General features: G+C 69.0%; 19 protein-coding genes. 9 read left to right on the forward strand and 10 right to left on the reverse strand.

The window, feature by feature from the left end:
- Positions 1 to 35: 35 nt before the first annotated feature.
- The 6 genes from ACIBGM_RS40250 to ACIBGM_RS40275 form a co-directional block, all read right to left on the reverse strand.
- Positions 36 to 722 carry a sirohydrochlorin chelatase gene (locus ACIBGM_RS40250; RefSeq protein WP_396388539.1) on the reverse strand — a complete coding sequence of 229 codons (687 nt, stop codon included), beginning with the start codon at positions 720 to 722 and terminating at the stop codon, positions 36 to 38.
- A complete protein-coding gene (locus ACIBGM_RS40255; RefSeq protein ID WP_360521985.1) occupies positions 719 to 1846 on the reverse strand; it encodes a uroporphyrinogen-III synthase in 1128 nt (375 codons plus the stop codon). Before ACIBGM_RS40255 ends, ACIBGM_RS40250 begins: the two co-directional genes overlap by 4 nt.
- Entirely contained in the window at positions 1836 to 2159 is a 324-nt protein-coding gene (gene nirD, locus ACIBGM_RS40260; RefSeq protein WP_396388540.1) for a nitrite reductase small subunit NirD, read from the reverse strand. Before nirD ends, ACIBGM_RS40255 begins: the two co-directional genes overlap by 11 nt.
- 91 nt (positions 2160 to 2250) lie before the next feature.
- Positions 2251 to 6156, reverse strand: a complete 3906-nt coding sequence (gene nirB, locus ACIBGM_RS40265) for a nitrite reductase large subunit NirB (RefSeq protein WP_396388541.1) — start codon at positions 6154 to 6156, stop codon at positions 2251 to 2253.
- A complete protein-coding gene (locus ACIBGM_RS40270) occupies positions 6153 to 8273 on the reverse strand; it encodes a molybdopterin oxidoreductase family protein (RefSeq protein ID WP_396388542.1) in 2121 nt (706 codons plus the stop codon). The genes nirB and ACIBGM_RS40270 overlap by 4 nt, the downstream gene beginning before the upstream one ends.
- A complete protein-coding gene (locus tag ACIBGM_RS40275; RefSeq protein WP_396388543.1) occupies positions 8270 to 9637 on the reverse strand; it encodes an MFS transporter in 1368 nt (455 codons plus the stop codon). Before ACIBGM_RS40275 ends, ACIBGM_RS40270 begins: the two co-directional genes overlap by 4 nt.
- Positions 9638 to 9816: 179 nt before the next feature.
- Here ACIBGM_RS40275 and ACIBGM_RS40280 point away from each other — a divergent pair, with 179 nt between their 5' ends.
- The 3 genes from ACIBGM_RS40280 (at position 9817) to ACIBGM_RS40290 (ending at position 14224) form a co-directional block, all read left to right on the forward strand.
- The gene (locus tag ACIBGM_RS40280; protein ID WP_360522000.1) at positions 9817 to 12039 is read left to right on the forward strand and encodes an MMPL family transporter; all 2223 of its coding nucleotides are present in this window, start codon (positions 9817 to 9819) and stop codon (positions 12037 to 12039) included.
- A 218-nt stretch (positions 12040 to 12257) separates the two neighbouring features.
- The gene (locus ACIBGM_RS40285; protein WP_360522003.1) at positions 12258 to 12698 is read left to right on the forward strand and encodes a YdeI/OmpD-associated family protein; all 441 of its coding nucleotides are present in this window, start codon (positions 12258 to 12260) and stop codon (positions 12696 to 12698) included.
- Between the two features lie 86 nt (positions 12699 to 12784).
- On the forward strand, positions 12785 to 14224 hold the full coding sequence (locus tag ACIBGM_RS40290; RefSeq protein WP_360522006.1) for an Nramp family divalent metal transporter: 1440 nt from the start codon (positions 12785 to 12787) through the stop codon (positions 14222 to 14224).
- Positions 14225 to 14274: 50 nt separating this feature from the next.
- Here the strand turns inward: ACIBGM_RS40290 and ACIBGM_RS40295 are convergent, their stop codons facing one another.
- Together ACIBGM_RS40295 and ACIBGM_RS40300 are read right to left on the reverse strand one after the other, a co-directional pair.
- Positions 14275 to 15243, reverse strand: coding sequence for a hypothetical protein (locus ACIBGM_RS40295; protein ID WP_360522009.1), 969 nt, complete (start codon positions 15241 to 15243; stop codon positions 14275 to 14277).
- A 117-nt stretch (positions 15244 to 15360) separates the two neighbouring features.
- The gene (locus ACIBGM_RS40300) at positions 15361 to 16290 is read right to left on the reverse strand and encodes an SMP-30/gluconolactonase/LRE family protein (protein WP_360522012.1); all 930 of its coding nucleotides are present in this window, start codon (positions 16288 to 16290) and stop codon (positions 15361 to 15363) included.
- A 163-nt stretch (positions 16291 to 16453) separates the two neighbouring features.
- Here ACIBGM_RS40300 and ACIBGM_RS40305 point away from each other — a divergent pair, with 163 nt between their 5' ends.
- A complete protein-coding gene (locus ACIBGM_RS40305) occupies positions 16454 to 17839 on the forward strand; it encodes a three-helix bundle dimerization domain-containing protein (RefSeq protein ID WP_396388544.1) in 1386 nt (461 codons plus the stop codon).
- On the opposite strand, the gene ACIBGM_RS40310 is transcribed toward ACIBGM_RS40305, so the two are convergent.
- Positions 17840 to 18745 carry an SMP-30/gluconolactonase/LRE family protein gene (locus ACIBGM_RS40310; RefSeq protein ID WP_396388545.1) on the reverse strand — a complete coding sequence of 302 codons (906 nt, stop codon included), beginning with the start codon at positions 18743 to 18745 and terminating at the stop codon, positions 17840 to 17842.
- 70 nt (positions 18746 to 18815) lie between these two features.
- Here ACIBGM_RS40310 and ACIBGM_RS40315 point away from each other — a divergent pair, with 70 nt between their 5' ends.
- The 3 genes from ACIBGM_RS40315 to ACIBGM_RS40325 all read left to right on the forward strand — a co-directional run bounded on the left by ACIBGM_RS40315 (position 18816) and on the right by ACIBGM_RS40325 (position 22355).
- Positions 18816 to 19262: an Lrp/AsnC family transcriptional regulator gene (locus ACIBGM_RS40315; RefSeq protein ID WP_396388546.1), complete on the forward strand. Its 447-nt coding sequence runs from the start codon at positions 18816 to 18818 to the stop codon at positions 19260 to 19262.
- 83 nt (positions 19263 to 19345) lie between these two features.
- Positions 19346 to 21124 carry an acetyl/propionyl/methylcrotonyl-CoA carboxylase subunit alpha gene (locus ACIBGM_RS40320; RefSeq protein ID WP_396388568.1) on the forward strand — a complete coding sequence of 593 codons (1779 nt, stop codon included), beginning with the start codon at positions 19346 to 19348 and terminating at the stop codon, positions 21122 to 21124.
- 553 nt (positions 21125 to 21677) lie between these two features.
- Positions 21678 to 22355, forward strand: coding sequence for a hypothetical protein (locus ACIBGM_RS40325; RefSeq protein WP_360522027.1), 678 nt, complete (start codon positions 21678 to 21680; stop codon positions 22353 to 22355).
- On the opposite strand, the gene ACIBGM_RS40330 is transcribed toward ACIBGM_RS40325, so the two are convergent.
- Positions 22352 to 23341 (reverse strand): helix-turn-helix transcriptional regulator, encoded by a 990-nt coding sequence (locus ACIBGM_RS40330; protein ID WP_396388547.1) that lies wholly within the window; start codon positions 23339 to 23341, stop codon positions 22352 to 22354. The two genes, ACIBGM_RS40325 and ACIBGM_RS40330, sit on opposite strands and share 4 nt — an antisense overlap.
- A 97-nt stretch (positions 23342 to 23438) precedes the next feature.
- Here ACIBGM_RS40330 and ACIBGM_RS40335 point away from each other — a divergent pair, with 97 nt between their 5' ends.
- Both ACIBGM_RS40335 and ACIBGM_RS40340 read left to right on the forward strand, forming a co-directional pair.
- Positions 23439 to 23834 (forward strand): RidA family protein, encoded by a 396-nt coding sequence (locus ACIBGM_RS40335; protein WP_396388569.1) that lies wholly within the window; start codon positions 23439 to 23441, stop codon positions 23832 to 23834.
- A 60-nt stretch (positions 23835 to 23894) separates the two neighbouring features.
- Entirely contained in the window at positions 23895 to 24398 is a 504-nt protein-coding gene (locus ACIBGM_RS40340; RefSeq protein WP_396388548.1) for a DUF488 family protein, read from the forward strand.
- The last annotated feature ends 36 nt before the right edge of the window (positions 24399 to 24434 follow it).

Raw genomic sequence — 24434 nt, forward strand, 5'->3', positions numbered from 1 at the left:
AGCCGAGTCCCGAGACACCTCCTGTCGAAATGCACCTAGACGGCGATCGAGGTCTCCAGGAGTGCGCTCTGGTAGCGGGTCAGGGCGAGGGTTGCCAGGCGGGGGTCGGCGCCCAGCGGTGGGGTAGCGGGACGGTGCGCGGACAGGCGGTGGACTTTGTCGGCGAAGTAGCCGGGGGCCAGGAGGTAGGTGGCTACGGCTACGCGGCCCGGGGTTCGGGCGAGGACGGAGGTGAGGTGTTCGCCGGCGCCGGAGACGTAGCCGACCTCGACGGGGCGGTCGATGCGGCGGGACAGCAAGCGGGCTGTTTGCACGCAGTCGGCCAAAGCCCGGGGGTCGGAGGAGCCGGCGGCGGCCATGACGACGTGGTCGATTCGGCGCAGGTCGCCGAGGTGGTCGGCCATGATGTCGGCCAGGACGGGGTCGGGGCCGAGGGCGGAGACGGCGTGGACGCGACCGGGGTACCGGGTCGACTCGGCGGCGATGTCGACGTGCACGTGGTAGCCGCTGGACAGCAGCAGGGGTACGACGATGGCCTCGCCGGCGTCGGCCATGACCCGGCCGACCAGACCGGGAAGAGCCGGTACGTCGACATCCACGAAACCCAGCGACATCGGGATGTCCGGCCGTTGACGCGCCATCTCGCGGACGAGTTCGTGCACGACCGCGATACCACGCGGGTCCGCCGTACCGTGGGCTGCTGCGATCAGGTCGATCGTCATGACGCCACTCCGGCGGGTTCCACGGCCAGGCGGTAGCCGCGTCGTACGACTGTCCGCACCAGCTCCGGCCTGCCGACCGCCGTACGCAGTCTGTTCACCGTGACCTCCACCGCGTGTACGTCCTCCGCACCAGGAAGCACCGCGAGCAGCTCCGGTCGCGACACCACATCACCACCGGCCGCGACGAGAGCGGCCAGTACGGCGCGGGGCCCCGGACCGAGTGGCAGCACCACCCCGTCCAGGACCGCAGCGCCACCACGAATCACGAGTTGCCCGAACTCCGTCTCGATCGAGCGTGCGTGGTCCTCGGTGAGCCGATCGGTGACGATCCGGATCAGCGCGCCGAGCCGGAAGCGGTCCGGCACCAGCGGCTCCATCCCCAACGCCGCAAACGGCGCGGCCGTGACCGGACCCACGCAGGCGTTCAGCACGCGCCCTGTTCGCAGTGACGTGAGCAGGGCGTCGTACTGCCCGGTCAGCGCCGCCGCGTCGAGCATCGCCTGCGCGCCAGGCGCCGACGTGTGGACCACAGCGTCCACCGCGCCCGAGCAGAGCTGGCCGATCATCCGCTCGACGAGAGCCGCGTCCGGCGCCGGACCCCAGCGGTACACCTCAAGCCCGCGTACGGACGCCCCAGCTCCCCGCAGCGAGTCCTGCAGGCCGGGGTCCGACAGTCCATGCAGCTGTACGACGATCTTCCGCCCGTCGACACCTTGGTCGCGGAGCCACTCCACCACCTCGGCGGTCGTCTCCGACCGGGCAGACCAGTGTTCGACCAGTCCGGCGGCCCGGATCGCGCCCCGAGCCTTCGGGCCGCGGGCGAGGATGCGTGACTGCTCCAGCGTGCCGAGCAGGTCCGCGGCCAGCCCGGCGGTGTCAGCGGCCTCGATCCAGCCGCGGAAGCCGACCGCGGTGGTGACGACGACGTCGTCCGGCGGGTTCGCGATCACCCGCCGGGTCGCCTCGATCAGCGCGTGGTCGTCGGCGACCGGCACGATCTGCAGGGTCGGCGCGTGCAGCACCTTCGCGCCGCGACGCTCGAACGAGGCGATCAGGTCCTCCGCGCGGCGGTGGGCGGTGATCGCGATCGTGCAGCCGCTCAGCGGCCCCGGCTTACTGTTCACCGATGAGCACCTGACCATCGACCACCTGCACCGCATAGACAGGCAGCGACACCTCGGGATCGTCCAGGCACACTCCGGTCCGCAGATCGAAGACCTGCTTGAACATCGGCGAGGCGACGGTCGGGACGTCGCCCCGGTTGCCGACGATCCCGCGCGACATCACGTTCGCGCCGCTGAACGGGTCCTGGTTGCCGAGGGCAAACACCGATCCGTCGTGCGTGCGGAACAACGCGATCTGCACTCCGCCGACCAAGGCGGCGACCCCACGCTCCGGCAGCAGGACGTCGTACTGGCAGACCACTGTCTGACTCATGGCAGTGATACTCATCCGCGTCCTCGCTTCGCTCCGGGCGCGGCTGAGGCACCAGGCACGCTGTGTTTGATGGTGAACTCGCTTCGCTCCTTCACTGGCGTACCTCCAATCGGGGACCGGCGAGCAGCACCGGCTCCAGCTGTCCGCGCTCGGCCGGGGTGGCGGGCCGCGGCTGATTGCGCTCGACCACGTACCGCAGGTCGGCGTCCGGCTGGTCCGGCGCGTTCACGAAGGAGACGAACCGGGCCAGCTTGTCGGGGTCGTTCAGGGTGGCGCGCCACTCGTCGACGTACGAGTCCACGTGCCGAGCCATCGCGGCGTCCAGGTCGCCGGCGATCCCGAGGCTGTCGTTCAGTACGACGTCCTTGACGTGCTCGAGACCGCCTTCGATCTCGCTGATCCAGACCGAGGTCCGCTGCAGCCGGTCGCCGGTGCGGATGTAGTACATGAGGAACCGGTCGATCGCCTGGAACAGCTCTTCGTCGCTCAGGTCCGAGGCGAGCAGCTCGGCGTGCCGCGGGGTCATGCCGCCGTTGCCGCCGACGTACAGGTTCCAGCCCTTCTCGGTCGCGATCACGCCGACGTCCTTGCCACGCGCCTCGGCGCACTCACGGGCGCAGCCGGAGACACCGAGCTTGAGCTTGTGCGGCGACCGCAGCCCGCGGTACCGCAGCTCCAGCGCGATCGCCATCCCGACCGAGTCCTGGACGCCGTACCGGCACCAGGTCGAGCCGACGCACGACTTCACCGTGCGCAGCGCCTTGCCGTACGCGTGCCCGGACTCGAAGCCCGCGTCGACCAGCCGCTTCCAGATCGCCGGCAGCTGCTCGATCCGGGCGCCGAACAGGTCGACCCGCTGGCCGCCGGTGATCTTGGTGTAGAGGCCGAAGTCGCGGGCCACCTCGCCGATCGTGATCAGGCCCTCCGGGGTGATCTCGCCGCCCGGGACCCGCGGGACGACCGAGTACGTGCCGTCCTTCTGCATGTTGGCCATCACGTGGTCGTTGGTGTCCTGCAGCGTCGCCCGCTCGCCTTCGAGCACGTGCCCCGCGGGGTCCAGGCTGGCCAGGATCGACGCGACCACCGGCTTGCAGATGTCGCAGCCGCGCCCGGTGCCGTGCCGCTCGACGATCTCGCTGAACGTGCGCAGCTCGGTGATCCGGACCACGTCGAACAGCTCGGCGCGGGACAGCGCGAAGTGCTCGCACAGCGCCTTGCTGACCTCGACACCGGCCTTGGCCAGCTCGGTGTTCATCAGGTTCTTCACGATCGGCAGGCACGATCCGCACGACGTGCCGGCCTTGGTCTTGCCGCACACCGACTTGATGTCGCTGCAGCCCTCGTCGCGTACGGCGCAGCGGATGGTGCCGGCCGAGACGTTGTTGCAGGAGCAGACCGGCGCGTCGTCGGGCAGCTCGAGCTTGACCGGCCCGGCGCCCTCGGGCAGCAGGAACGCCGCCGGGTCGGCGCCGAGCTCACGGCCGACCATCGGCCGGAGCCCGGAGTACGCCGATGCGTCGCCGACGAGGATGCCACCGAGCAAGGTCCGCGCGTCGTCGGACAAGACCAGCTTCTTGTAGACACCGGCGATCGGGTCGGCGTAGACGATGTCGAGCGCGCCTTCCGACGTACCGAACGCGTCGCCGAAGCTGGCCACGTCGACACCGAGCAGCTTCAGCTTCGTCGAGGTGTCCGCACCTGGGAACGTCGCCTCGCCGCCGAGCAGCCGGTCGGCCACGATCTCCGCCATCGTGTAACCGGGAGCGACCAGACCCCAGACCCGGCCCTCGATGCAGGCGACCTCACCGATCGCCCAGACACCGGGCACCGAAGTCCGGCAGGCCTCGTCGACGATCACACCGCCGCGCTCACCGACGGCCAGGCCGGCCTCGCGGGCCAGCTCGTCACGCGGCCGGACACCGGTCGCGAACACCACCACGTCGGCCGGCAGATCGGGGCCGTCGGCAAGTGCCATCGCACGAGCCGCGCCCTGCGACGTGAGCTTGACCCGGGTGCACTGCGTCGACACCATCACGTCGACGTCGAGTCCTTCGATCAGCCGGGCCAGCGCGGCGCCGCCGCCTTCGTCCACCTGCAGCGGCATCAGCCGCGGCGCGAACTCGACCACCTTGGTCGCCGCACCGAGGGCTCGGAGCGCACCAGCTGCCTCGAGTCCGAGCAGACCACCGCCGACCACGACGCCGTGGACGTCCTTGCCCTCGCTCTTCAGCCGCTCGACATACACCCGGAGCGCGGCCACGTCGTCGATGGTGCGGTAGACGAAGCAGCCCTGCGCGTCGTTGTTCTTCACCGGCGGCACGAAGGCCGACGAGCCTGTCGCCAGGACCAGTTCGTCGTACTCGATCTTCTCGCCGCGGGCGGTCGTCACGGTCTTGGCCGTGCTGTCGAACGACGTGACCTGAACGCCCTTGCGCAGTGTCACCGCCGGGTCGTCCCAGAGCTCCGGGTCACCCAGCGACAGGTCGTGCGGGTCGCGGCCGGAGAAGTAGCTGGTCAGCGCGACCCGGTCGTACGGCAGCCGCGGCTCCTCCGCCAGCACCGTGATCCGCCATTGGATCTCCGGGTCGCGGGACCGCAGCGCCTCGACCAACCGGTGAGCGACCATTCCTCCGCCCACCACCACTACGTGCCGGGCCTTGTTCAGCTCTGTCATCGTCGCCCTCCTGGTTGGTACTGGTTCGGTCTCGCCGCGGCGGAAGCGGTCGAGCAGATCGCCGACGGCGCCGGTGCAACTGCCGCACCCGGTCGTCGCCCGCGTCTTCGCGGCGATGCCGGCGACGCTGTCGGCACCTCCACGCCAAGCCGCCTCGATCGCGGCCCTGGTGACCCCGTTGCACCTGCAGACGGTGGCCACCTTCTTCTTCGGTACGTCGGGAGCCGCCAGCAGCCCCTCGGCCGCAACGGGTGTGCCCCGGTCGGCCAGCAGCACGAGCTCGGCGGCCACCTCGGGGGCGCCGACCGCGACGGCCGAGCGGACGATGCCGTCCCGCAGTACGGCGCGCACGTACCGCTCACCGTCCTCGAGCCGAACCACCTCCCCGTCATCCTCCTTGTCGCCGAGGACAAGCAGATCGAGGCCGCCCGCAGTCAGCCGAACCACCTCGAAGTCGGGTACGTCGAACTCCTCGCCGGACAGGTGCTGCGCGAGCGCCTCGGCCTGGGCCCACGCGGACGCGACCGTCCCGGTGACCAGACCGTCGATCTCGGCGCAGTCGCCGATCGCGTGCACTCGTGGGTCGTCCGGGCTCGTGAACGTGCGGTCGACGACGATGCCTGTCCGGACCGTCAGCCCGGCGGCGAGGTTGGCGCGCGGCTGCACCCCACAGGCGACGACCAGCAAGTCGCCGAAAACCTGCCGACCGCCGCGCAACCGCAGCGCCCGGAACCGCTCGTCGCGCAGGTCCGTGCCTTCGTGGGTCGTGTTGAGCAGCACCTCGACGCCGAGCTCACGCACCGCCCGGGTGACCCGCCGACCGGCAGTGAGCCGAATCGTCTTGTCCAGCAGGGTTTCCCCGTCATGCACGAGCGTCACCGCGACGCCGCGTTCACGCAGTGCGCAAGCTGTCTCGACGCCGAGGACGCCGCCGCCGAGCACGACAGCACGCCGTACGCGCGAGGCCTGCTCCACGATCGCCCGTGCGTCGGCCGCGGACCGAAGCGTGTGCACTCCGGCCGCGTCCGGAATCCCCTTTGGCACAACGGGAGTTGCACCGGTCGCGAACACGAGCCGGTCGTAGGCCCACTCACGACCATCGGTGTCCGTGACCACTTGCCGCGAGCGGTCGACCCGGGCCGCGGTCGACACCAATTCCGAACCGATCACCGGCTCGGCTGCGCGACCGGCGACGTACTCGGTCAGCCGGCCGCGGTTGTAGGACCCCTCGTCGCCGAGGACGGTCACGTCGTACGACGGAAGCAGGCCAGCCAGCCGTCGGCCGGCCATACCGCCTCCGATGATCACCATTCGTTCGTTCATGCCGGAACTCCAGTCGCCGGGAGGCTGGCGGCTGTGACTTCGACGGCACAGGCCTTGAACTCGGGCATCCGGGACACCGGGTCGAGCGCGTCGTTGGTGAGCTCGTTGACCGCGCCGGCGCCGCCGTAGTGGAACGGCACGAAGACCGTGTCCGGACGGACGTCGGTGGTCACCCGGGCCAGGAGGACCATGGCGCCGCGGGTGGTGCGCAGCTGGACCGGGCGCCCATCGGAAACACCCAGCTGCGCCGCCACCCGCGGGTGGATCTCGGCGAACACCTCCGGCTCGGCTTCGGCCAACTCCGGCACCCGCCGCGTCTGCGCGCCGCTCTGGTAGTGCTGCAGCAGCCGCCCGGTGACCAGGTACATCGGCGCCGCGGCGTTCAGGTCGTCCGCGACCGGGCGGTGGTCGACCGGTACGACGTGCGCGCGGCCGTCCGGCGTGCTGAAGGAGTCCGCGAACAGCCGCGGCGTACCCGGGTGGCCTTCGGCAGGCACCGGCCAGAACAGCGCCTCGCCGGCGTCGATGCGGTCCCAGGTGATGCCGGAGTAGTCCGCCTTGCCACCCTTGCTGGCGAGCCGCAGCTCCTCGAAGATCTCCGCCGGATCGGTCGAGAACGGAATGCTGTCCAGGCGCTCGGCGAGACCGGCGAAGATCGCCAGATCACTGCGAACCTCACCGGGCGGAGTGATGGCGGCGCGACGACGGATCACTCGACCCTCGAGCGAGGTCATCGTGCCCTCTTCCTCGGCCCACTGCGTGACCGGGAAGACGACATCCGCGAGCAGTGCGGTCTCCGACGGCACGACGTCCGCCACGACCAGCAGGTCGAGAGCGGCCAACCGCTCACGCACGGAGGAGAGTCGCGGTGCCGACACGAGCAGGTTGCTGCCGTGTACCAGCAGCGCCTTCGGGCCATCCGTCGTACCGAGTGAGTTGATCAGCTCGACCGCGCTCTTGCCCGGGCCAGGCAGGCTGTCCGGGTCCACGCCCCAGACCGACGCGACGTGAGCGCGGGCGGCGGGGTCGGCGATGCTGCGGTAGCCGGGCAACTGGTCGGCCTTCTGGCCGTGCTCGCGACCGCCCTGGCCGTTGCCCTGACCGGTGATGCAGCCGTAGCCGCTGCCCAGCCGGCCGGGCAGTCCGAGCGCCAGCGCGAGGTTGATGCAGGCCGTGACCGTGTCAGTGCCCTTGCTGTGCTGCTCTGCACCGCGCCCGGTCAGGATGAACGCTCCAGCGCCTCCGTGCACGGGTGCCGCGGCCGCAAGTGCGCGCGCTGCCCGCCGGATCGTCGTGGCCGGCACACCGGTCACGCGTTCCGCCCGCTCGGGCCACCAGGAGGCGGTCGAGCGGAACAGCGCGTCCGGGTCGTCGGTGCGCTCGGTCAGGTACGCCGTATCGGCCAGGCCCTCCTGCAGTACGACGTGAGTCAGCGCGAGCACCAGCGCCAAGTCGGTCCCAGGGGTCGCCTGGAGGTGGATGCCGGCGCCGTCCTCGGTCAGCGAGGCTGTCGCCGTACGGCGCGGGTCGACGACCAGAAGCCCACCCGAGCCGCGGACACCTTCGAGGTGCGAGACCGCGGGAGGCATCGTCTCGGCGATGTTGCTGCCGACCAGCAGGACGGCACCGGCACCGGCCACGTCGGCCAGCGGGAACGGCAGCCCCCGGTCGATCCCGAAGGCGCGGTTCGTCGCGGCCGCCGCGGACGACATGCAGAACCGGCCGTTGTAGTCCACGTTCGCGGTCTTCAGCGCCACTCGGGCGAACTTGCCCAGCGCGTACGCCTTCTCGTTGGTCAGTCCCCCACCGCCGAAGACCGCGACGGCGTCGTTGCCGTGCTCGGCCTGCAGCGAACGGATCCGGTCGGCGACGAAGTCGAGCGCCTCGTCCCAGCTGACCGGAACCAGGTCGCCGGCCGCGTCCCGCACCAGCGGAGTGGTGAGCCGGTCGGGCACGGTCAGCACCTCGGCCGCCGTCCAGCCCTTGCGGCACAACCCACCCTTGTTGGTCGGGAAGGCGCGTGGCTGCACCTCCACTGCACCCGGCCGAGCGGCCGGGTGCAGGGAGGTGGCGCACTGCAATGCGCAGTACGGACAGTGGGTGGGGACTGCCGTCACACGCGCTCCCGGCTGAGCGGGCCACCCTTGCGGAGGTAGCAGAAGTACGTCACGGCCAGGCAGACCAGGTAGAAGGCGCAGAAGACGTACAGCGCCGGGATCAGCGAGCCGTAGCTGCTCGTCGACATCGCGAATCCGCGCGGGACCAGGAAGCCGCCGTACGCGCCGACCGCGGAGGCGATCCCGATGCAGGCCGCCGCCTCCCGCTTGGCCCGGCCCGGGTCGTCCGGCGTGGTCAGCCGGAACACCGCGGGGATCATCCGGTACGTCGACCCGTTGCCGGCGCCGCTGGCGACGAACAGGACCAGGAAGCTGATCAGGAACGCCGGGAAGCTGCCCGCGTTCAGCGACACGATCGCCGACAGGATGCCCGCGCCCATCACCACGAACGCGCAGACCGTCACCCAGGCGCCGCCGAGCTTGTCGGACAGCTTGCCGCCGAACGGCCGCGCGATCGAGCCGACCAGGGCACCGAGGAAGACGATGTTGGACACCGTGATCTCGGGGAAGGTGGTCTTGATCAGCAGCGGGAAGGCCGCCCCGAAGCCGATGAACGAGCCGAAGGTGCCGATGTAGAGGAACGAGATGATCCAGGTGTGCGGCCGCTTCGCCGCCGCGATCGAGGTGAAGAACGAGGAGGTCGCGACGGACAGGTTGGACATCACCTTCCAGGCCAGGAAGGCAGCCAGCAGGACCAGCGGGATCCACAGCAGGCCGGCCCGGTTCAGCGACAGGCCGGCGCCGAGCACGATCACCACCGGCACCACCAGCTGGACCACGGCCACGCCCAGGTTGCCGCCGGCCGCGTTGATGCCGAGCGCGAAACCCTTCTCCTTCTCCGGGTAGAAGAAGGAGATGTTCGTCATACTGCTGGCGAAGTTGCCGCCGCCGACGCCCGCGGTGGCCGCGACCAGCGCCATCAGCCAGAACGGCGTGTCCGGCTGGGTCATGAAGTAGGCCAGCCCGGTGGTCGGGATCAGCAGCAGCAGCGCGGACACGATGGTCCAGTTCCGGCCGCCGAACCGCGGCACCGCGAACGTGTACGGCAGCCGCAGCGTCGCGCCGACCAGGCTCGGCAACGCGACCAGCCAGAACAGCTGGTTGGTGGAGTAGCCGAATCCTGCCTTCGGCATCGAGACGACGACGATGCTCCACAGCTGCCAGACGGCGAAGCCGAGGAACTCGGCGAAGATGGACGGCCAGAGGTTGCGCCGCGCGACCGCACGTCCCTTCTCGGCCCAGAACGTGGCGTCCTCCGGGTCCCAGACATCGATCCAGCGCCCGCGCCTGGGCGCCTCGACTGTCCCCACTGCACCGCTGCCATCGCGGGTGGCGACGGCCTCAGGTCGTGCCTCGAGCGTCATGGCAAGTCTCCGATCATCCGACCTCACTGATTAGGCCAGGACGCTATGACCGGGGTGTTTCCGAGTAGTCATCTTGTTGTTACGCCGCCGAAACGGCTCCCGCACACCCATCGGCGGGCAGTGAGAGGACAACTGGCGCGGCTGGGTACTGTGCCCCTACCGACGCTGAGGGGACAACGTTGAAACAGACTGAGCAGACCACCGAAGAGGCAGGTCTGGAGACTGGGGACGGCGGCCAGGGCGGGCGCAGCGGCGGACGCACGGGTGGCCGCTGGGCGTGGCGCGCGGCGATCGCCGCCGTACTGATCGGGTGGCTCGTGCTGGCCTCGCTGGGCGGTCCGACGGTCGGGAAGCTGAGCGAAGTCCAGGAGAACGACAACGCCAATTTCCTCCCGAAACAAGCCGAATCCACGTTGGTCGCCAACGAGTCCGCGAAGTTCGTCGACTCCAACGCGCTGCCGTACTTCGTGCTGATCGTGCGGGACTCCGGGATCACGCCCGCGGACCTCGCGAAGGCCAACGAGTTCCTCGCCAAGGTGCCGACGCTGGACCTCGGCAACGGGTCGACGATCGGTGACTACCTCGTCGCGCCGGCCAAGACGGTGATCCCGTCGGAGGACAAGAAGGCCCTGCTGATCACCGTCGAGCTCGACGGCGACCGCGTCGACGACGTGGTGCACGAGGGCGAGACGGTGCTGTACGCCGCCGCCGAGGCGATGCGGGCCGAGATCAAGCAAGACCTCACACCCACTGGCCTGAACGTCTATGTGACCGGCCCGGGCGGCGTGTTCGCGGACTTCGTCGTCGCCTTCGGCGGGATCGACGGGATCCTGCTCGGCGTCGCGCTCGCGGTGGTGTTCGTCATCCTGCTGATCGTCTACCGCAGCCCGATCCTGCCGATCGCCGTACTGCTCACCGCCGTCTTCGGGCTCGCGCTGGCCGCGCTGGTCGTGTACCCGCTGGCGAAGAACGGCGTCATCGAACTGAACGGGCAGAGCCAGGGCATCCTGTTCATCCTCGTCGTCGGCGCCGCGACCGACTACTCGCTGCTACTCGTCTCCCGTTACAAAGAGGAGTTGCACGACTACACCAGCAAGTACGACGCGATGCGGATCGCGTGGCGGGCGTCGATCGAGCCGATCGCGGCCAGCGCGGCGACGGTCATCCTCGGTCTGCTCTGCCTGCTGCTCTCCCAGCTCGGCAGCACCAAGGGCCTCGGCCCGGTCGGCGCGATCGGGATCGCCGGCGCGCTGATCGCCTCGATGAGCTTCCTGCCGGCCATCCTGCTCGCGTTCGGCCGCCGGATCTTCTGGCCGTCCATCCCGCGCGTCGACCACGTGCACGCCCGCGACCAGGTCGGCGGCCGTCGGCTGTGGGGACGGGTGTCCGGTCTGGTCGGCCGCAGCCCCCGCAAGGTCTGGGCGATCAGCGCGCTCGCGCTGCTGGCGTGCGCGGCGTTCCTGCCGACGTTCAAGGCGAGCGGGATCTCGCAGGAGGACCTGTTCCTCGACAAGGTCGAGTCGGTCACCGGGCAGGAGGAGCTGGCCAAGCACTTCGACGCCGGAGCCGGTACGCCGGTCCAGATCCTGACTCCGGTCGGGCAGGCCGACCAGGTGGTCCAGACCGCGTCGCAGGTCGAAGGCGTCGGTACGGCGTCCGCGTCGGCGGCTCCCGGCGTACCGCCGAAGGTTGTCGACGGCAAGGTTCTGGTCCAGGCGACGCTGGAGGTCGCGGCCGACTCCCCCGAGGCCACCAAGGTGGTCGAACACCTGCGGACCGAGCTGGACAAGGTCTCGCCGGACATCCTGGTCGGCGGGAACACGGCGATCAACCTGGACGTGCTGGATGCGAGTGAGCGCGATCTGCGGGTGATCATCCCGGCGATCCTGGCGGTGATCTTCGTCGTACTGATGCTGTTGCTGCGCTCGATCGTGGCGGCGGTCCTGCTGGTGGTCGCGAACGTGATCTCGTTCGGCGCCACGGTCGGGGTGAGCGCGCTGATGTTCAACCACGTCTTCGGCTTCCCGGGCGCCGACCCGAGCATCCCGCTCTACGCGTTCGTCTTCCTGGTTGCCTTGGGCATCGACTACTCGATCTTCCTGATGACTCGCGTCCGGGAGGAGTCCCAGGAACAGGGCACCAGACCCGGCATCCTGATCGGCCTGGCCGTCACCGGCGGCGTCATCACCTCCGCCGGCGTCGTCCTGGCCGCCACCTTCTCCGCCCTGGCCGTCCTCCCCATCCTCTTCCTGGTCCAAATAGCCTTCATGGTCGCCTTCGGCGTCCTCCTCGACACCACCGTCGTCCGCTCCCTCCTCGTCCCCGCCCTGTCCTACGACATAGGCAAAAAGATCTGGTGGCCCAGCAAACTCGCACGGGAAGACGCGTCAGAGAAGAACTAAACAGCAGCCATCCCTGGTGGTTCCGTTGTCTGCTTGTCCCCGTCCTGTGGGGGCGGACCGCCAGGCCATCACAATTGCCCGCCGGGCCCGTGCGCGAGCGCGGCACCGGGGTGAACGGCCGATTGTGGTGGCCTGGCGGTTCGGATCTCCCGAGCTGGCAGTGGCGTAAGGCGGGCTGGCTCGGCTCCACTCGCCGCTTTGCTTTGTACCTTTGGGGGATGGAGATGTTTGTGGGGACGGTTGTGGTGAATGACGGGGGTGGGGCCTGGGTGGAGGTGCCTGGGGAGGTGATCGCCGCGCTCGGGGGTGGGGGGCGGATTCCGGTGCGGGCCTCGTTTGATGGGGTGGCGTATCGGGGGTCGATCGCGTCCATGGGTGGGTGCATGGTGATCGGGATGCTGAAGGGGATCCGGACTCAGCTGGGGAAGGGCGACGGTGATTCGGTCACCGTGACGCTCGAGCGGGACACCGCTGAGCGGACGGTCGACGTACCGGAGGATCTGGCGGCGGCGCTCGAGGAGGCTGGGCTTCGAAAGAGTTTCGATGCCCTCAGCTACAGCCATCGGCGCGAGCATGTGAACGCGATCAACGAGGCCAAGAAGCCCGAGACCCGCGCCCGGCGGATCGCCAAGGCGGTGGAGGTGCTCAAGTCTCCTTAAAGGCGCACTGTGTCGGGTCGCCCGTGTCGACAGTATTCGTTATGGTCCGGACATAGTGCGCGGGGGTCGAGGAAGTGAGGACCACGATGGCAGACACGACATCGACTGAGCACGGCAGATTCGCTCTGCCGACGCGGAACCTGCCCGCACCGCAGGTTCGCGACCTACCCGAACCACCCACCAACACCTGGAAGATCATCGGCCCCGGCATGGTCGGCGCCGGCGTCGGCCTGGCGTCCGGCGAGTTCATCCTGTGGCCGTACATCGCCAGCCAGGTCGGCCTGGTGTTCCTCTGGGGCGCCGTGGTCGGCGTGATCGTCCAGTGGTTCCTGAACATGGAGATCGAGCGGTACACGCTGGCCACTGGTGAGACAGCGTTGACCGGCTTCAACCGGTACTGGAAGCACTGGGGCCTGTTCTTCGCGATCATGACGTACTTCGCGAACATGTGGCCCGGCTGGGCGACCAGTTCGGCGTCGATGCTGACCTACCTGTTCGGGGCCGGGGACCCGCGCTGGATCGCGATCGGCATCCTGCTCGTGATCGGCCTGATCCTGACCTTCGCGCCGGTCGTCTACGTGATGCTCGAGCGGCTGATCTTCGTCAAGATCGCGGCCGTCGCGCTGCTGGTCGTGCTGGCGCTGGCCTTCGCCATCCGGGGCAAGACCTACAGCGCGCTCGGCGACGCGGTCACCAACCCGCAGTTCCCGGCCGACCAGCTCGGGTTCGCGCTCATCATGGGTGCGATCGCGTACGCCGGCGCCGGCGGCGGGCAGAACCTGGTGCAGAGCAACTGGATCCGGGACAAGGGCTTCGGCATGGGTGTGCACGTGCCGCGGCTGACCTCGCCGATCACCGGTGAGAAAGAGGCGGACCCGACCGCCAACGGCTACACCTTCACCATCGACGACGCGAACATGTCCCGCTGGCGGCGCTGGTGGAAGTTCGCCAACGTCGAGCAGGGCCTGACCTTCGTGGCGATCACGATCCTCACCATCGTGTTCACCTCGATGCTCGCGCACGCGACCCTGTTCGGGAACCCGGACGTCAAGAACAACATCAGCTTCCTGAAGATCGAGGGCACCACGCTGCAGACGCTGGTCGGCGACTGGTTCGGCTACCTGTTCTGGGCGATCGGCGCGTTCTCGCTGTTCGCGGCCGCGACCGGCATCGTCGACTACACGTCCCGGCTGACCGCGGACATGGTCAAGTCGCGCTACCTGCGGACCTCGAAGGTCAGCGAGTCCAAGCTGTACTTCTTCCTGGTCTGGGGACTCGTTGCCTTCGGCATCCTCGTACTGCTGGCCGGCCTGACCCAGCCGCTGGTGCTGCTGGTCATCTCGGCGTGTACCGCGGGCACGATGATGTTCTTCTACTCCGGCCTGCTGTGGTGGATGAACTCGCGGGCCCTGCCCAAGGCGATCCGGATCACGAAGCTCCGCACCGCGGTGCTCGCGTTCTCGTTCCTCGCCTTCGGGTTCCTGGCCGTCTTCACCGTCATCGACCAGGTCAAGAAGAACTTCTGACCCAACCCCGGGTACGGCGCCCCACGACGCCGTACCCGGGTCCGTCAGGTCTACGGCCGTACGGCGACGCCGCCCCAGCGCGGGGCGTAGGAGGGGACGGTCGAGAGGCAGTCGGCGATCGACGGCTTCTCGGCAGCCCAGCTCCAGAGCCAGGCGATCCGGTCGACCTGACCGTCCTTGAGCGAGAACGACACCGGCTTGCCAACCTGGGCGGGATCGTCCGACCTGGTCACCACGCCGGTGGTGACCGCGACGGGGCCACCGGTCTGCAGGCAGGTGAGCCGGCCTTCGAGGTTCGCCTTGCCCCGCTCGGTGAAGCGGAAGCTGCCCTGGACCTGGGTCGGGTCACCCCCAGCCGGCACCCGCGCGGCGAGCTCGAAGCGCAGCGCGCTGCCGGACGGGCTCGGACCACCGAGTACGGCGGCGATCGTCGTACCGTCGCCCGTCTGCACGTCCACCGCCGGACCGTTGCCCTGAGCACCGTGATGGCGCGCTCCCCCGTCGACCCGGAAGCCGCCTTCGGTCAGGGCGAAGTACGGCGCGGTGCCCTGGAGCGGGCTCACCGGGGCACCGAAGAAGCCCCACGCCCAGCCGATCCGGTCGTGGTCGCCGCCGTCGTACACCGTCATCGCGACCGGCTTGCCGACGAACTCCCGGTCGACGTCGGGATGCTCCGCCGCGTCGATCACGCCGGTCACGATCGCCACCTCGTCGACGGCCTTCAGGCTGGTGATCCGGCCGCTGAACTCGGCCAGCAGCCGGCCGTCCGGCTTGCGGTGGACGACGTGGAAGGTCCCGGACGGATGCAGCGGATCGTCGGCCTGGCCGTCGATCTCGAACCACACCGGATCGCCTTCCATCCCCGGCCATTCCGGTCCCAGCTGACCACCCGCCGCACCGGAGACCCGCATCACCGGGTCCTGGCCGGCGGCGGCCGGCGATGCCAGGACGCCGACGGCCGCCAGCAGGGCCAGTGCTCCGGCAGGAACCAGTCGACGGACGAACTTCGGGCTGAGCACGTGAACTCCTTCGGATCCGGCCCGCCCGGTGCGGGCCACCCGAAGCACGCTGTCACTCACACCCTGTCGACGTGATCCATCTGCAGGACCAACGACCTCCCTCGCAGGAGGGAACCGTCAGCGCAGCGGGCCGTACGGGCCGGGGGCGCCGTTGACGGTGGTGAACACCGAGTAGACCGATGTGGTCGCGGTCAGAAAGAGGCGGTTGCGCTTCGGGCCGCCCCAGACCAGGTTGGAGACCGTCTCCGGCACCAGGAGCTTGCCGAGCAGGGTGCCGTCCGGGTGGTACACGTGCACGCCGTCGGCGGCCGAGGCCCAGATCCGGCCCTCGGTGTCGAGCCGGATGCCGTCGAAGATCCCGTTGCCGCACTCCGCGAACAGCTCGCCGCCGGACAGCTTGTCGCCGTCCACGGTGAACACCCGCAGCGTGCCCTCCTCGGAGTCGGCGATGTAGAGCAACGACTCGTCCGGTGAGAAGGCCAGCCCGTTCGGCCGGTTGAAGTCGTCGGCGACCCGGGTCAGCACGCCGTCCGGCGAGACCCGGTAGACATGGCAGCCGCCGGTCTCGATCTCGCCCTTGTACCCCTCGTAGTCGCTGTCGATCCCGTACGCCGGGTCGGTGAACCAGACGGACCCGTCGCGCTTGACCACCACGTCGTTCGGGCTGTTCAGCCGCTTCCCGTCGTACTCGGAGGCCAGCACGGTGACGGCGCCGTGGTGCTCCGTCCGGGTGACCCGGCGGTTGCCGTGCTCGCAGCTGACCAGGCGCCCCTCGGTGTCGAGCGTGTGCCCGTTCGTGTTGCCGGCCGGGTGCCGGAAGACCGAGACCTGGTACGACGTCTCGTCCCAGCGCAGGATGCGGTCGTTCGGGATGTCGCTCCAGAGCAGGTAGCGGCCGGCCGGCGAGTACACCGGGCCCTCCACCCACCGCCCGCCGGTCCACAGCCGTTCCAGCAGCCGGTCGCCGCGGATCCCGGCGAACCGGTCGTCCAGCTTCTCCCAGACGGCCGGCGCAGTACCGGCCAGCGGCTCGAGAATGCCCGTCATCGTCACTCCTCAGAAGGTCGGCTACCCCGGAAAGCCTATTCCGTTTCGGTACGGCGTGGGCCGGAAGACCGCTCGGTGGACCTTCCGGTGCGGAACGATGTCAGCGGCGCCGGACGGGGGCGCGTGCCTTCCCCAACTGAGTCAACACAGTGGAGAAATCCCTTTGAAGCTCGACACCGTCCGCGAGGACAAGGCGATCCTGAACATGACCAGCCGGCTCGCCGACTCCTTCGCCGACATCCACACTTCCGAAGACGTCGAGGCCGCCGTGCGGGCGGCCCGTGAACAGTTCGCCGACGACCCGGTCCGCGAGTACGTGCCGATCCTGGTCGAACGCATCGTCCGTACCCAACTCTCGCCGGCCCCCGATCCCGTCGTACCCGACACGCCTACCGAGCCGCCGACGCCCGCTGGGCCGTCGGCGCCCGCTGACGGCGAGCGGCGCGTGCCCCGGATCGGTGTGGCGCTCCCGGCGGCGGTCGCCGGCGTGCTCGTGGTCGCCACCATCGCCACCGTCGTGATCATCCGGAACGGCGACGACGTCCAGGCGTCCGGGATCACCACGGTCTCCGGCGTGATCGGCTCCGAGAAGCGCGCGTTCTTCGAGGACCCCGACGTCCGAGCCGCGCTGGCCAAGCACAGTCTCGCCGTACAGATCGACACGGCCGGCTCCCGCGAGATCGCGACCAAGATCGACCTGGCCAAGTACGACTTCGCGTTTCCGTCCAGCACGGTCGCGGCCGACCGGATCCAGCAGGGCTCCGCCGATCGCCCCGGTGTCGACGGCAAGCAGTACGCCGTGTTCTCGTCGCCGATGGCGATCGCGACGTACCGTCCGATCGCCAACCTGCTGTCCGCGACCGGCATCGCGAAGCAGGTGAACGGCGTCTGGTACTTCGACATGCGCCGCTACATGGACCTCGCCAAGGCCGGCTGGCGGTGGGACGACATTCGCGGCAACACGACGTACCCGGTGCGCAAGCGGCTCCTGGTCACCACGACCGACCCGCGGACCTCCAACTCGGCGGCGATGTTCCTGTCGATCGCGAGCTACGTGGCCAACGGCCAGACAGTGGTGCAGGGGACGGCGGAGGAGCGGAAGGTGCTCCCGTACGTCACGCCGCTGTTCGTCAACCAGGGCTACACCGACAACTCCAGCGAGGGCCCGTTCGACGACTACCTGGCGCTCGGGATGGGCAAGACGCCGCTGGTGTGCATCTACGAGGCGCAGTTCGTGGACGCCGCCGTCCGCGGGAAGCTAAAGAGCGACATGGTGCTGATGTACCCGTCGCCGACGGTGCAGTCCAGGCACACCATGCTGTCGCTCAAGCCGAACGGCGACAAGCTCGGTCAGCTCCTGTCGACGGACCCGGAGCTCCAGCAGCTCGCCGCACAGCACGGGTTCCGGACTGCTGACCCGGACCAGTTCGCCAAGGTCGTCAGCGCCGGCAAGGTGCCGGTGGCCGAGCAGGTGGTCGACGTGGCCGACCTGCCGACGTACGACACCCTCGAGCGACTGCTCGACAGCGTCTCCAAGGCCTACCGCTGATCAGGCCCCACTGGCGGTGAGCAGCCACGACCACACTGACGTGGTCGCGGTGATGAAGAGGCGGTTGCCCTTGGGACCGCCGAAGCACAGGTTGGACACGATGTCCGGCAGCAGCAGCTTGCCGATCAGAGTGCCGTCCGGGTGGAAGCAGTGCACGCCTTCGTGTGTCGCCGCCCAGACCCGGCCGGCGCTGTCCAGCCTGATGCCGTCGAACATGCCGGCCGTGCAGGGCGCGAACACCTCACCGCCGCGCAGCTTGTCCCCGTCCACGTCGAACCGGCGAATGTGCTTGGCCGGTGTGTCCACGACGTGCAGCTGGGTCTCGTCGCGTGAGAAGGCCAGTCCGTTAGGACGAGTGAAGTCGTCCGCGACCACGGTCAGGACGCCGTCCGGCGCGATCCGATAGACGTGGCAGCCGTCGATCTCCTGCTCGGCCGCGTGCCCCTCGTAGTTCGAGGTGATCCCGTACGGCGGGTCGGTGAACCAGACCGAGTCGTCGCTCTTCACGACCACGTCGTTCGGGCTGTTGAGTCGGTCGCCGTCGCAGTGTGAGGCGAGCACCGTACGGCGTCCGTCGTACTCGGTCCGGATGACCTGGCGGTCGCCCTGCGAGCAGCTCACCAGACGGCCCTGGCGGTCGATGGTGTTGCCGTTCACGTAGCCGGACGGGTCGCGGAAGACGGACACCTGGCCGGAGACCTCGTCCCAGCGGAGCATCCGGTCGTTCGGGATGTCGCTGAAGACCAGGCAGCGCCAGGCCGGTGAGTACGCCGGTCCTTCGAGCCAGCGACCGCCGTCGTACAGGCACTCGACGTACTCGTCTCCGGCGATCTTGCGGAACCGGTCGTCGAGGACCACGAGCTCGGCCCGGATCCGGTGCGGTGGCGGGGACAGCGTGATGGTCATCGGGCTCCTTCGTCGAACCTCATCCTGTTATCGTTGTAGTTCATAGGATGAGGTTTGGCAAAGGGTGATAATGACCATAGACGATACCGATCGGCAGCTGCTGGAGCTCTTGCAGGAGGACGCCACCCAGTCGTACGCCGCCCTCGGGCAGGCGGTCGGGTTGTCCGCGGGGGCTGCGCACGAGCGCGTCCGGAAACTGAAGGCGGCCGGCGTGATCCGGCGGACCACGATCGAGGTCGATCCGGCCGCGCTCGGCCGTGGGGTCCTCTCCTACGTCCTGCTCGATGCGGACGCCTGGATGGGCGACGAGCCGACGCTGCGCGCGCTGCGGGACATCCCGGCGGTCGAGGAGGCGCACATCATCGCCGGTCCGGCGTCGGTGCTGGTCAAGGTCCGGACGGCGACCACCGAGGACCTCCAGGCGACCCTGCGCGCCCTGCACAAGGTGGACGGCGTGACGAGCACCCGGACGGTCGTCGTACTGGAATCCTTCTTCGAGCGATCGCTTACGGTGTGAGCAACGCCCTGTCTCCCCGAAGGGGTGGTTCACCCTAGACTCGGGCTGGCCGAAGGGAGTCAGCTGTGTCCGACAGCAAGCAGATCACCAAGGTGCTGGTCGCGAACCGGGGCGAGATCGCCGTCCGGGTCGTCCGCGCCGCCGCCGACGCAGGGCTGGGCAGCGTCGCCGTGTACGCCGAGCAGGACCGCGACGCGCTGTTCGTCCGGCTCGCCGACGAGGCGTACTCGCTGGACGGCGCGACACCGGCCGACTCCTACCTGAACATCGCCAAGATCCTCGACGTCGCGGCCCGCTCGGGCGCTGACGCCGTCCACCCCGGCTACGGCTTCCTGGCCGAGAACGCGTCCTTCGCCCAGGCCGTCCTCGACGCAGGCCTGATCTGGATCGGGCCGCCGCCGTCGGCCATCGACGCGCTGGGCGACAAGGTCAAGGCACGGCACATCGCCGACAAGGTCGGCGCCCCACAGGTCCCCGGCACGCCGAACCCGGTCGCCGACGCTTCCGAGGTGGTCGCGTTCGCGCAGGAGCACGGGCTGCCGATCGCGATCAAGGCGGCGTACGGCGGTGGCGGCCGCGGCATGAAGGTCGCGCGGACGCTGGAGGAAGTGCCGGAGCTCTACGAGTCCGCCGTACGCGAAGCAGTCAGCGCCTTCGGACGCGGCGAGTGCTTCGTCGAGCGATACCTGGACAAGCCGCGACACGTCGAGACGCAGTGTCTGGCCGATGCCCACGGCAACGTCGTGGTCGTGTCCACGCGGGACTGCTCGCTGCAGCGCCGGTACCAGAAGCTGGTCGAGGAGGCGCCGGCTCCGTTCCTGTCCGCCGATCAACTCGAGACGCTGTACTCCGCGTCCAAGGCGATCCTGCGCGAGGCCGGGTACGTCGGGGCCGGGACGTGCGAGTTCCTGGTTGGGCAGGACGGGCTGATCTCGTTCCTCGAGGTGAACACCCGGCTGCAGGTCGAGCACCCGGTCTCCGAGGAGGTCACCGGCCTGGACCTGGTCCGGGAGATGTTCCGGATCGCCCAGGGCGAGGAGCTCGGGTACGACGACCCCGTCGTGTCGGGACACTCGATCGAGTTCCGGATCAACGCCGAGGACGCGGGGCGTGGGTTCCTGCCTGCACCGGGGACGTTGACGCGGTGGCACGCGCCGTCCGGGCCGGGGATCCGGCTGGACGGTGGGTACGACCAGGGCGAGACCGTGCCGGGTGCCTTCGACTCGCTGGTGGCGAAGCTGATCGTGACCGGTCGGGACCGGACGCAGGCGCTGGAGCGGTCGCGGCGGGCGTTGCGTGAGTTCGTGGTGGAGGGGATGCCTACGGTCATTCCGTTCCACGCTGCGGTGGTGTCGGATCCGGCGTTCGTCGGTGACGACGGGTTCAAGGTGCACACGCGGTGGATCGAGACCGAGTACGACAACCAGGTCCCGCCGTACGACGGACCGGTTGCGGAAACCGTCGAACCTGCGGAACGCGAGAAAGTCACGGTCGAGGTCGGCGGCAAACGCCTTGAGGTCGTGCTTCCCGCCGGTCTTGGCGCATCCGTTGCTGCCGGCGGGGGCGGCTCGGCTGGCGCTGGTGTCGGCGCGAAGAAGAAGCCGACGCGACGGGCCGGTGGGTCGGGCAAGGGCTCTGCTGCTTCGGGTGATTCGCTCACCTCCCCGATGCAGGGCACCATCGTCAAGATCGCCGTCGAGGAAGGCGCAGTGGTTGCCGAGGGCGACCTCATCGTCGTCCTGGAGGCGATGAAGATGGAACAACCCCTCAACGCCCACAAGTCCGGCACCATCACAGCCCTGACCGCCGAAGTAGGCGCCACCGTCACCGCCGGCGCCATCCTCTGCGAAATCAAAGACTGACCACCGCCCAAAGGACACCGCTCCGCGGCGGCATTCCCAATGCCGCCTTCGGCGGGGTGCGCGCAGTGGTCTCACGCGCACCCCAATCGGCGCCAACAACTGCCCACCCGCAGCAGCCCTAAACGGACACCGCTGCGCGGCGGCTGTCTGCCGCCGCCTCCGGTGGGCGCGCGCGCTGTGTCACGTAGGTCCCGATCGGCGCCGAGGACTGCCCGCCGGCGCTGGTGTCGAAGCGGACAGCGCTGCGCGGCGGCTGACTTGTGGCTGCCTTCGGCGGGTGCGCGCATCGACATCGCAGGCGACCGGTCGGCACCGGCAACTGCTGACCGCGATTGGGGCCGGGGAGTGCGAGACACCACCCACGCCGACCGCCTTGTTTCCGGCGGTACTGGCGTCAGGTGGGGGGCGCGTTGGCAACGAAGTGGAGTCCACCTACTCGAAGCAATGCCGTCGCAGCAAAGTGCAGCGAGTGACGGCTGACACGTTTGGGCCTGTACCGGTAGTCTCCGCGTGCGCGGCCGTGGGTGACGGTCGCCTTCGTTGAGGGGACGCCATGCGCTACAAGGCTTTGCTCGCCGCTGTGGGCCTCGTTGGGTCCGGGCTGCTGTTCCAGCAGCCTGCCGAGGCTGCACCAGAACAGGTGACGGCTACCTGCTCGTTTCCGGTCCCGGCCAAGCTGGTCCTCAGTTCGAGGAGCGTGTACGTCAGCTTCCCGCTGGGCGCGGACTGTCCCATGACGACGGCCATGGCCACCTGGATCCCAGTCGACGACTACGGTCGTACGCGCATGGGGATCGGCTGCCCCTGGGAATCGTGTGGTGTCTACGTCGAGTACACCACCGTGGGACAGACCACTCGCTGGACACCGCAGGGCTACGCCCTGGACAAGGACGGTAGGAAGGTCGCCGATCTCCTGCCGGCGACCTCGGTGACCAAGGCGGCTTCGATCGCCGCGCTGGCGGGTGTGCGCCGAGGCAGCAGGGTGACGCTCACCGCCTCCGCGACGTACTACAGCCCTACCCAGAGGGCCTATGTCCGATCGCACGGGCGGATGCTGGTGCAGTACAAGGACCCGGGTACGACGACCTGGAAGAGCCTGTCCTATGTCACCCCACTTGCAAGCGGTGCGGCGACCTACACCATCACCACGAACCGCGCCCGGAGCTACCGCGTGTACCTGCCTTCGACGACTTCGGTCTGGTACACGTACAGCCGAGCAGTCGCCCTCTAAGGGGACCGGTTCTCAGAGCTGGGCTCGTAGTGGGTCGCCAGGGCGGTGGCTCGGTTGTGTAGGGCGTTGCGTAGCGACTGGGGTGTGAGGGCTTCGGCGTCGGTGTTTAGTTGCCAGAGGGCCCATTCGGCGTGGCGGGGGTCTTGGAAGGTCGCTTCCAGGCGTAGCCAGCCGTCTGGGTCGGAGGTTTCGGTCAGGACGGCGAGGGCGGTGTTTGCCAGTTCCTCGCGGCGTGCGGGGTTCATCCGGAGGAGCACGGTGAGCTGGTTGTCGCCGGCGCGGAAGCGGGTGCTGCGTTCTTGCCAGATCTGGTCCAGGTCGACCTTGTCCGGTCGTTGTGCGGGTTCGGGGAGTTCCTCGGCGGCCAGGATCCGGGACAGGCGGTATGTGCGGTCCGCGCCGGATGTTGTCGCCAGCAAGTAGCCCTTGTCTCGCACGGTGACCAGGCCGATCGGGTCTACGGTGCGCCATTTCGGGGTGCGATTCACGGCCGCGTAGTGGATCCGGAGCTTGTGTCCGGCGGCGACTGCGCGCCGTACCTCGATCATTGTGGTGTCGGGAACCTCGTCGGTGGTCAGTCGGCGGGAGAGCAGGTCGGTCGCCGGGTCGACGAGGAATCGCTGGGCCGCGTCGCTCGCGGTGGCCCGGTGGCTTTCGGGGAGGGCGTCGACCACCTTGCGCATGGCCGAGGCGAGCGCCGAGCCGAGGCCGAACACCTGCTCGCCGCGCTTCGTTCCAGCGGTCAGCAACGCAAGGGCCTCGTCGTGGTTCAGCCCGGTGAGCTCGGTCCGGAACCCGGGCAGCAACGCGAACCCGCCATGCCGACCGCGTTCGGCGTACACCGGTACGCCGGCCGCGGACAGCGCCTCGATGTCGCGCAGCACGGTGCGGGTGGACACCTCGAGCTCGCGGGCCAGGACGTCCGCCGTCAGCCGACCGCGTTGGCGCAGCAGCAGGACCAGCGAGACCAGCCGGTCGGCGCGCATGAAAAGACTCTACCGGAATACACGACACAGGGTGTCGTGATTGGTTGAAAGGCTCCTCGACGTACGAACCACCGAATCGAACGGAGCTGATGTGGCACTGCAACGAACGGCGGTCAACCCGGTGAAGTGGTCGGCGGAGCTGGGATTCAACCAGGGCGAGCTCGTCACCGGGCACACCCGGACCCTGTACATCTCAGGGCAGACTGCGATGAGCAAAGACGGCAAGCCCGAGCATGACGGCGACATGGCGGCCCAGTTGGCGCTCAGCCTCGACAACCTGGAGGCCGTACTCGGCGAGGCCGGCATGTCCCTCGCTGACCTCGTCCGGCTCAACGTCTACACCACGGACGTCGATCTGCTCTTCCAGCAGTACGGCGTACTGGCGTCGCGGCTCGGTGCCGCCGGGGTGGCGCCGAGCACGACGATGCTCGGGGTGACCCGGCTCGCGATCCCCGGCCAGCTCGTTGAGCTCGAGGGAACCGCCGTCGCATGATGACTCAGCTTCTCGTGCCGGTTGAACCGGCACGAGATGCTGGCAGATAGGTGATTCCCAATGCTCAAAGTGGTGACAATCGGCGTCTACGGCTTCGACGCCGAGTCCTTCCTGCAACGACTGCTCGACGCTGACGTCCGCCTGCTGGTCGACGTACGTCAGCGGCGCGGTGTTCGCGGACCCGAGTACGCCTGGGCCAACTCACTCCGGCTGCAGGCTGCACTGGCGCAAGCCCGGATCGCCTACGAGCACCACCCCGAGCTGGCGCCAACCACCGAGCTACGCCAAGTCCAGTACGCCGAAGACGACCGCCAAGGCGTCGGCAAACGCTCACGCGTCCAACTCGCCCCCGAGTTCATCCACCGCTACACCACCGAGATCCTCGACCCCACCGACCTCAACTCACTCGTGTCGGCGCTGCCGAGCGCCGGGGCCGCAGCCCTGCTCTGCGTCGAACGCGACCCAGAGGCCTGCCACCGCTCACTGATCACCCAACGATTGACCGAGCAGTACGACGTAGCCGTCGACCACCTGCGCCCGCGGTCCTGCGACACGTCGTCGTAGCTGTCGAACGCGTTGACGTGCTTATCTGGATGCGGT

Origin of the sequence: Kribbella sp. NPDC050470 (assembly GCF_044458365.1) — a bacterium.
Classification (GTDB): domain Bacteria; phylum Actinomycetota; class Actinomycetes; order Propionibacteriales; family Kribbellaceae; genus Kribbella.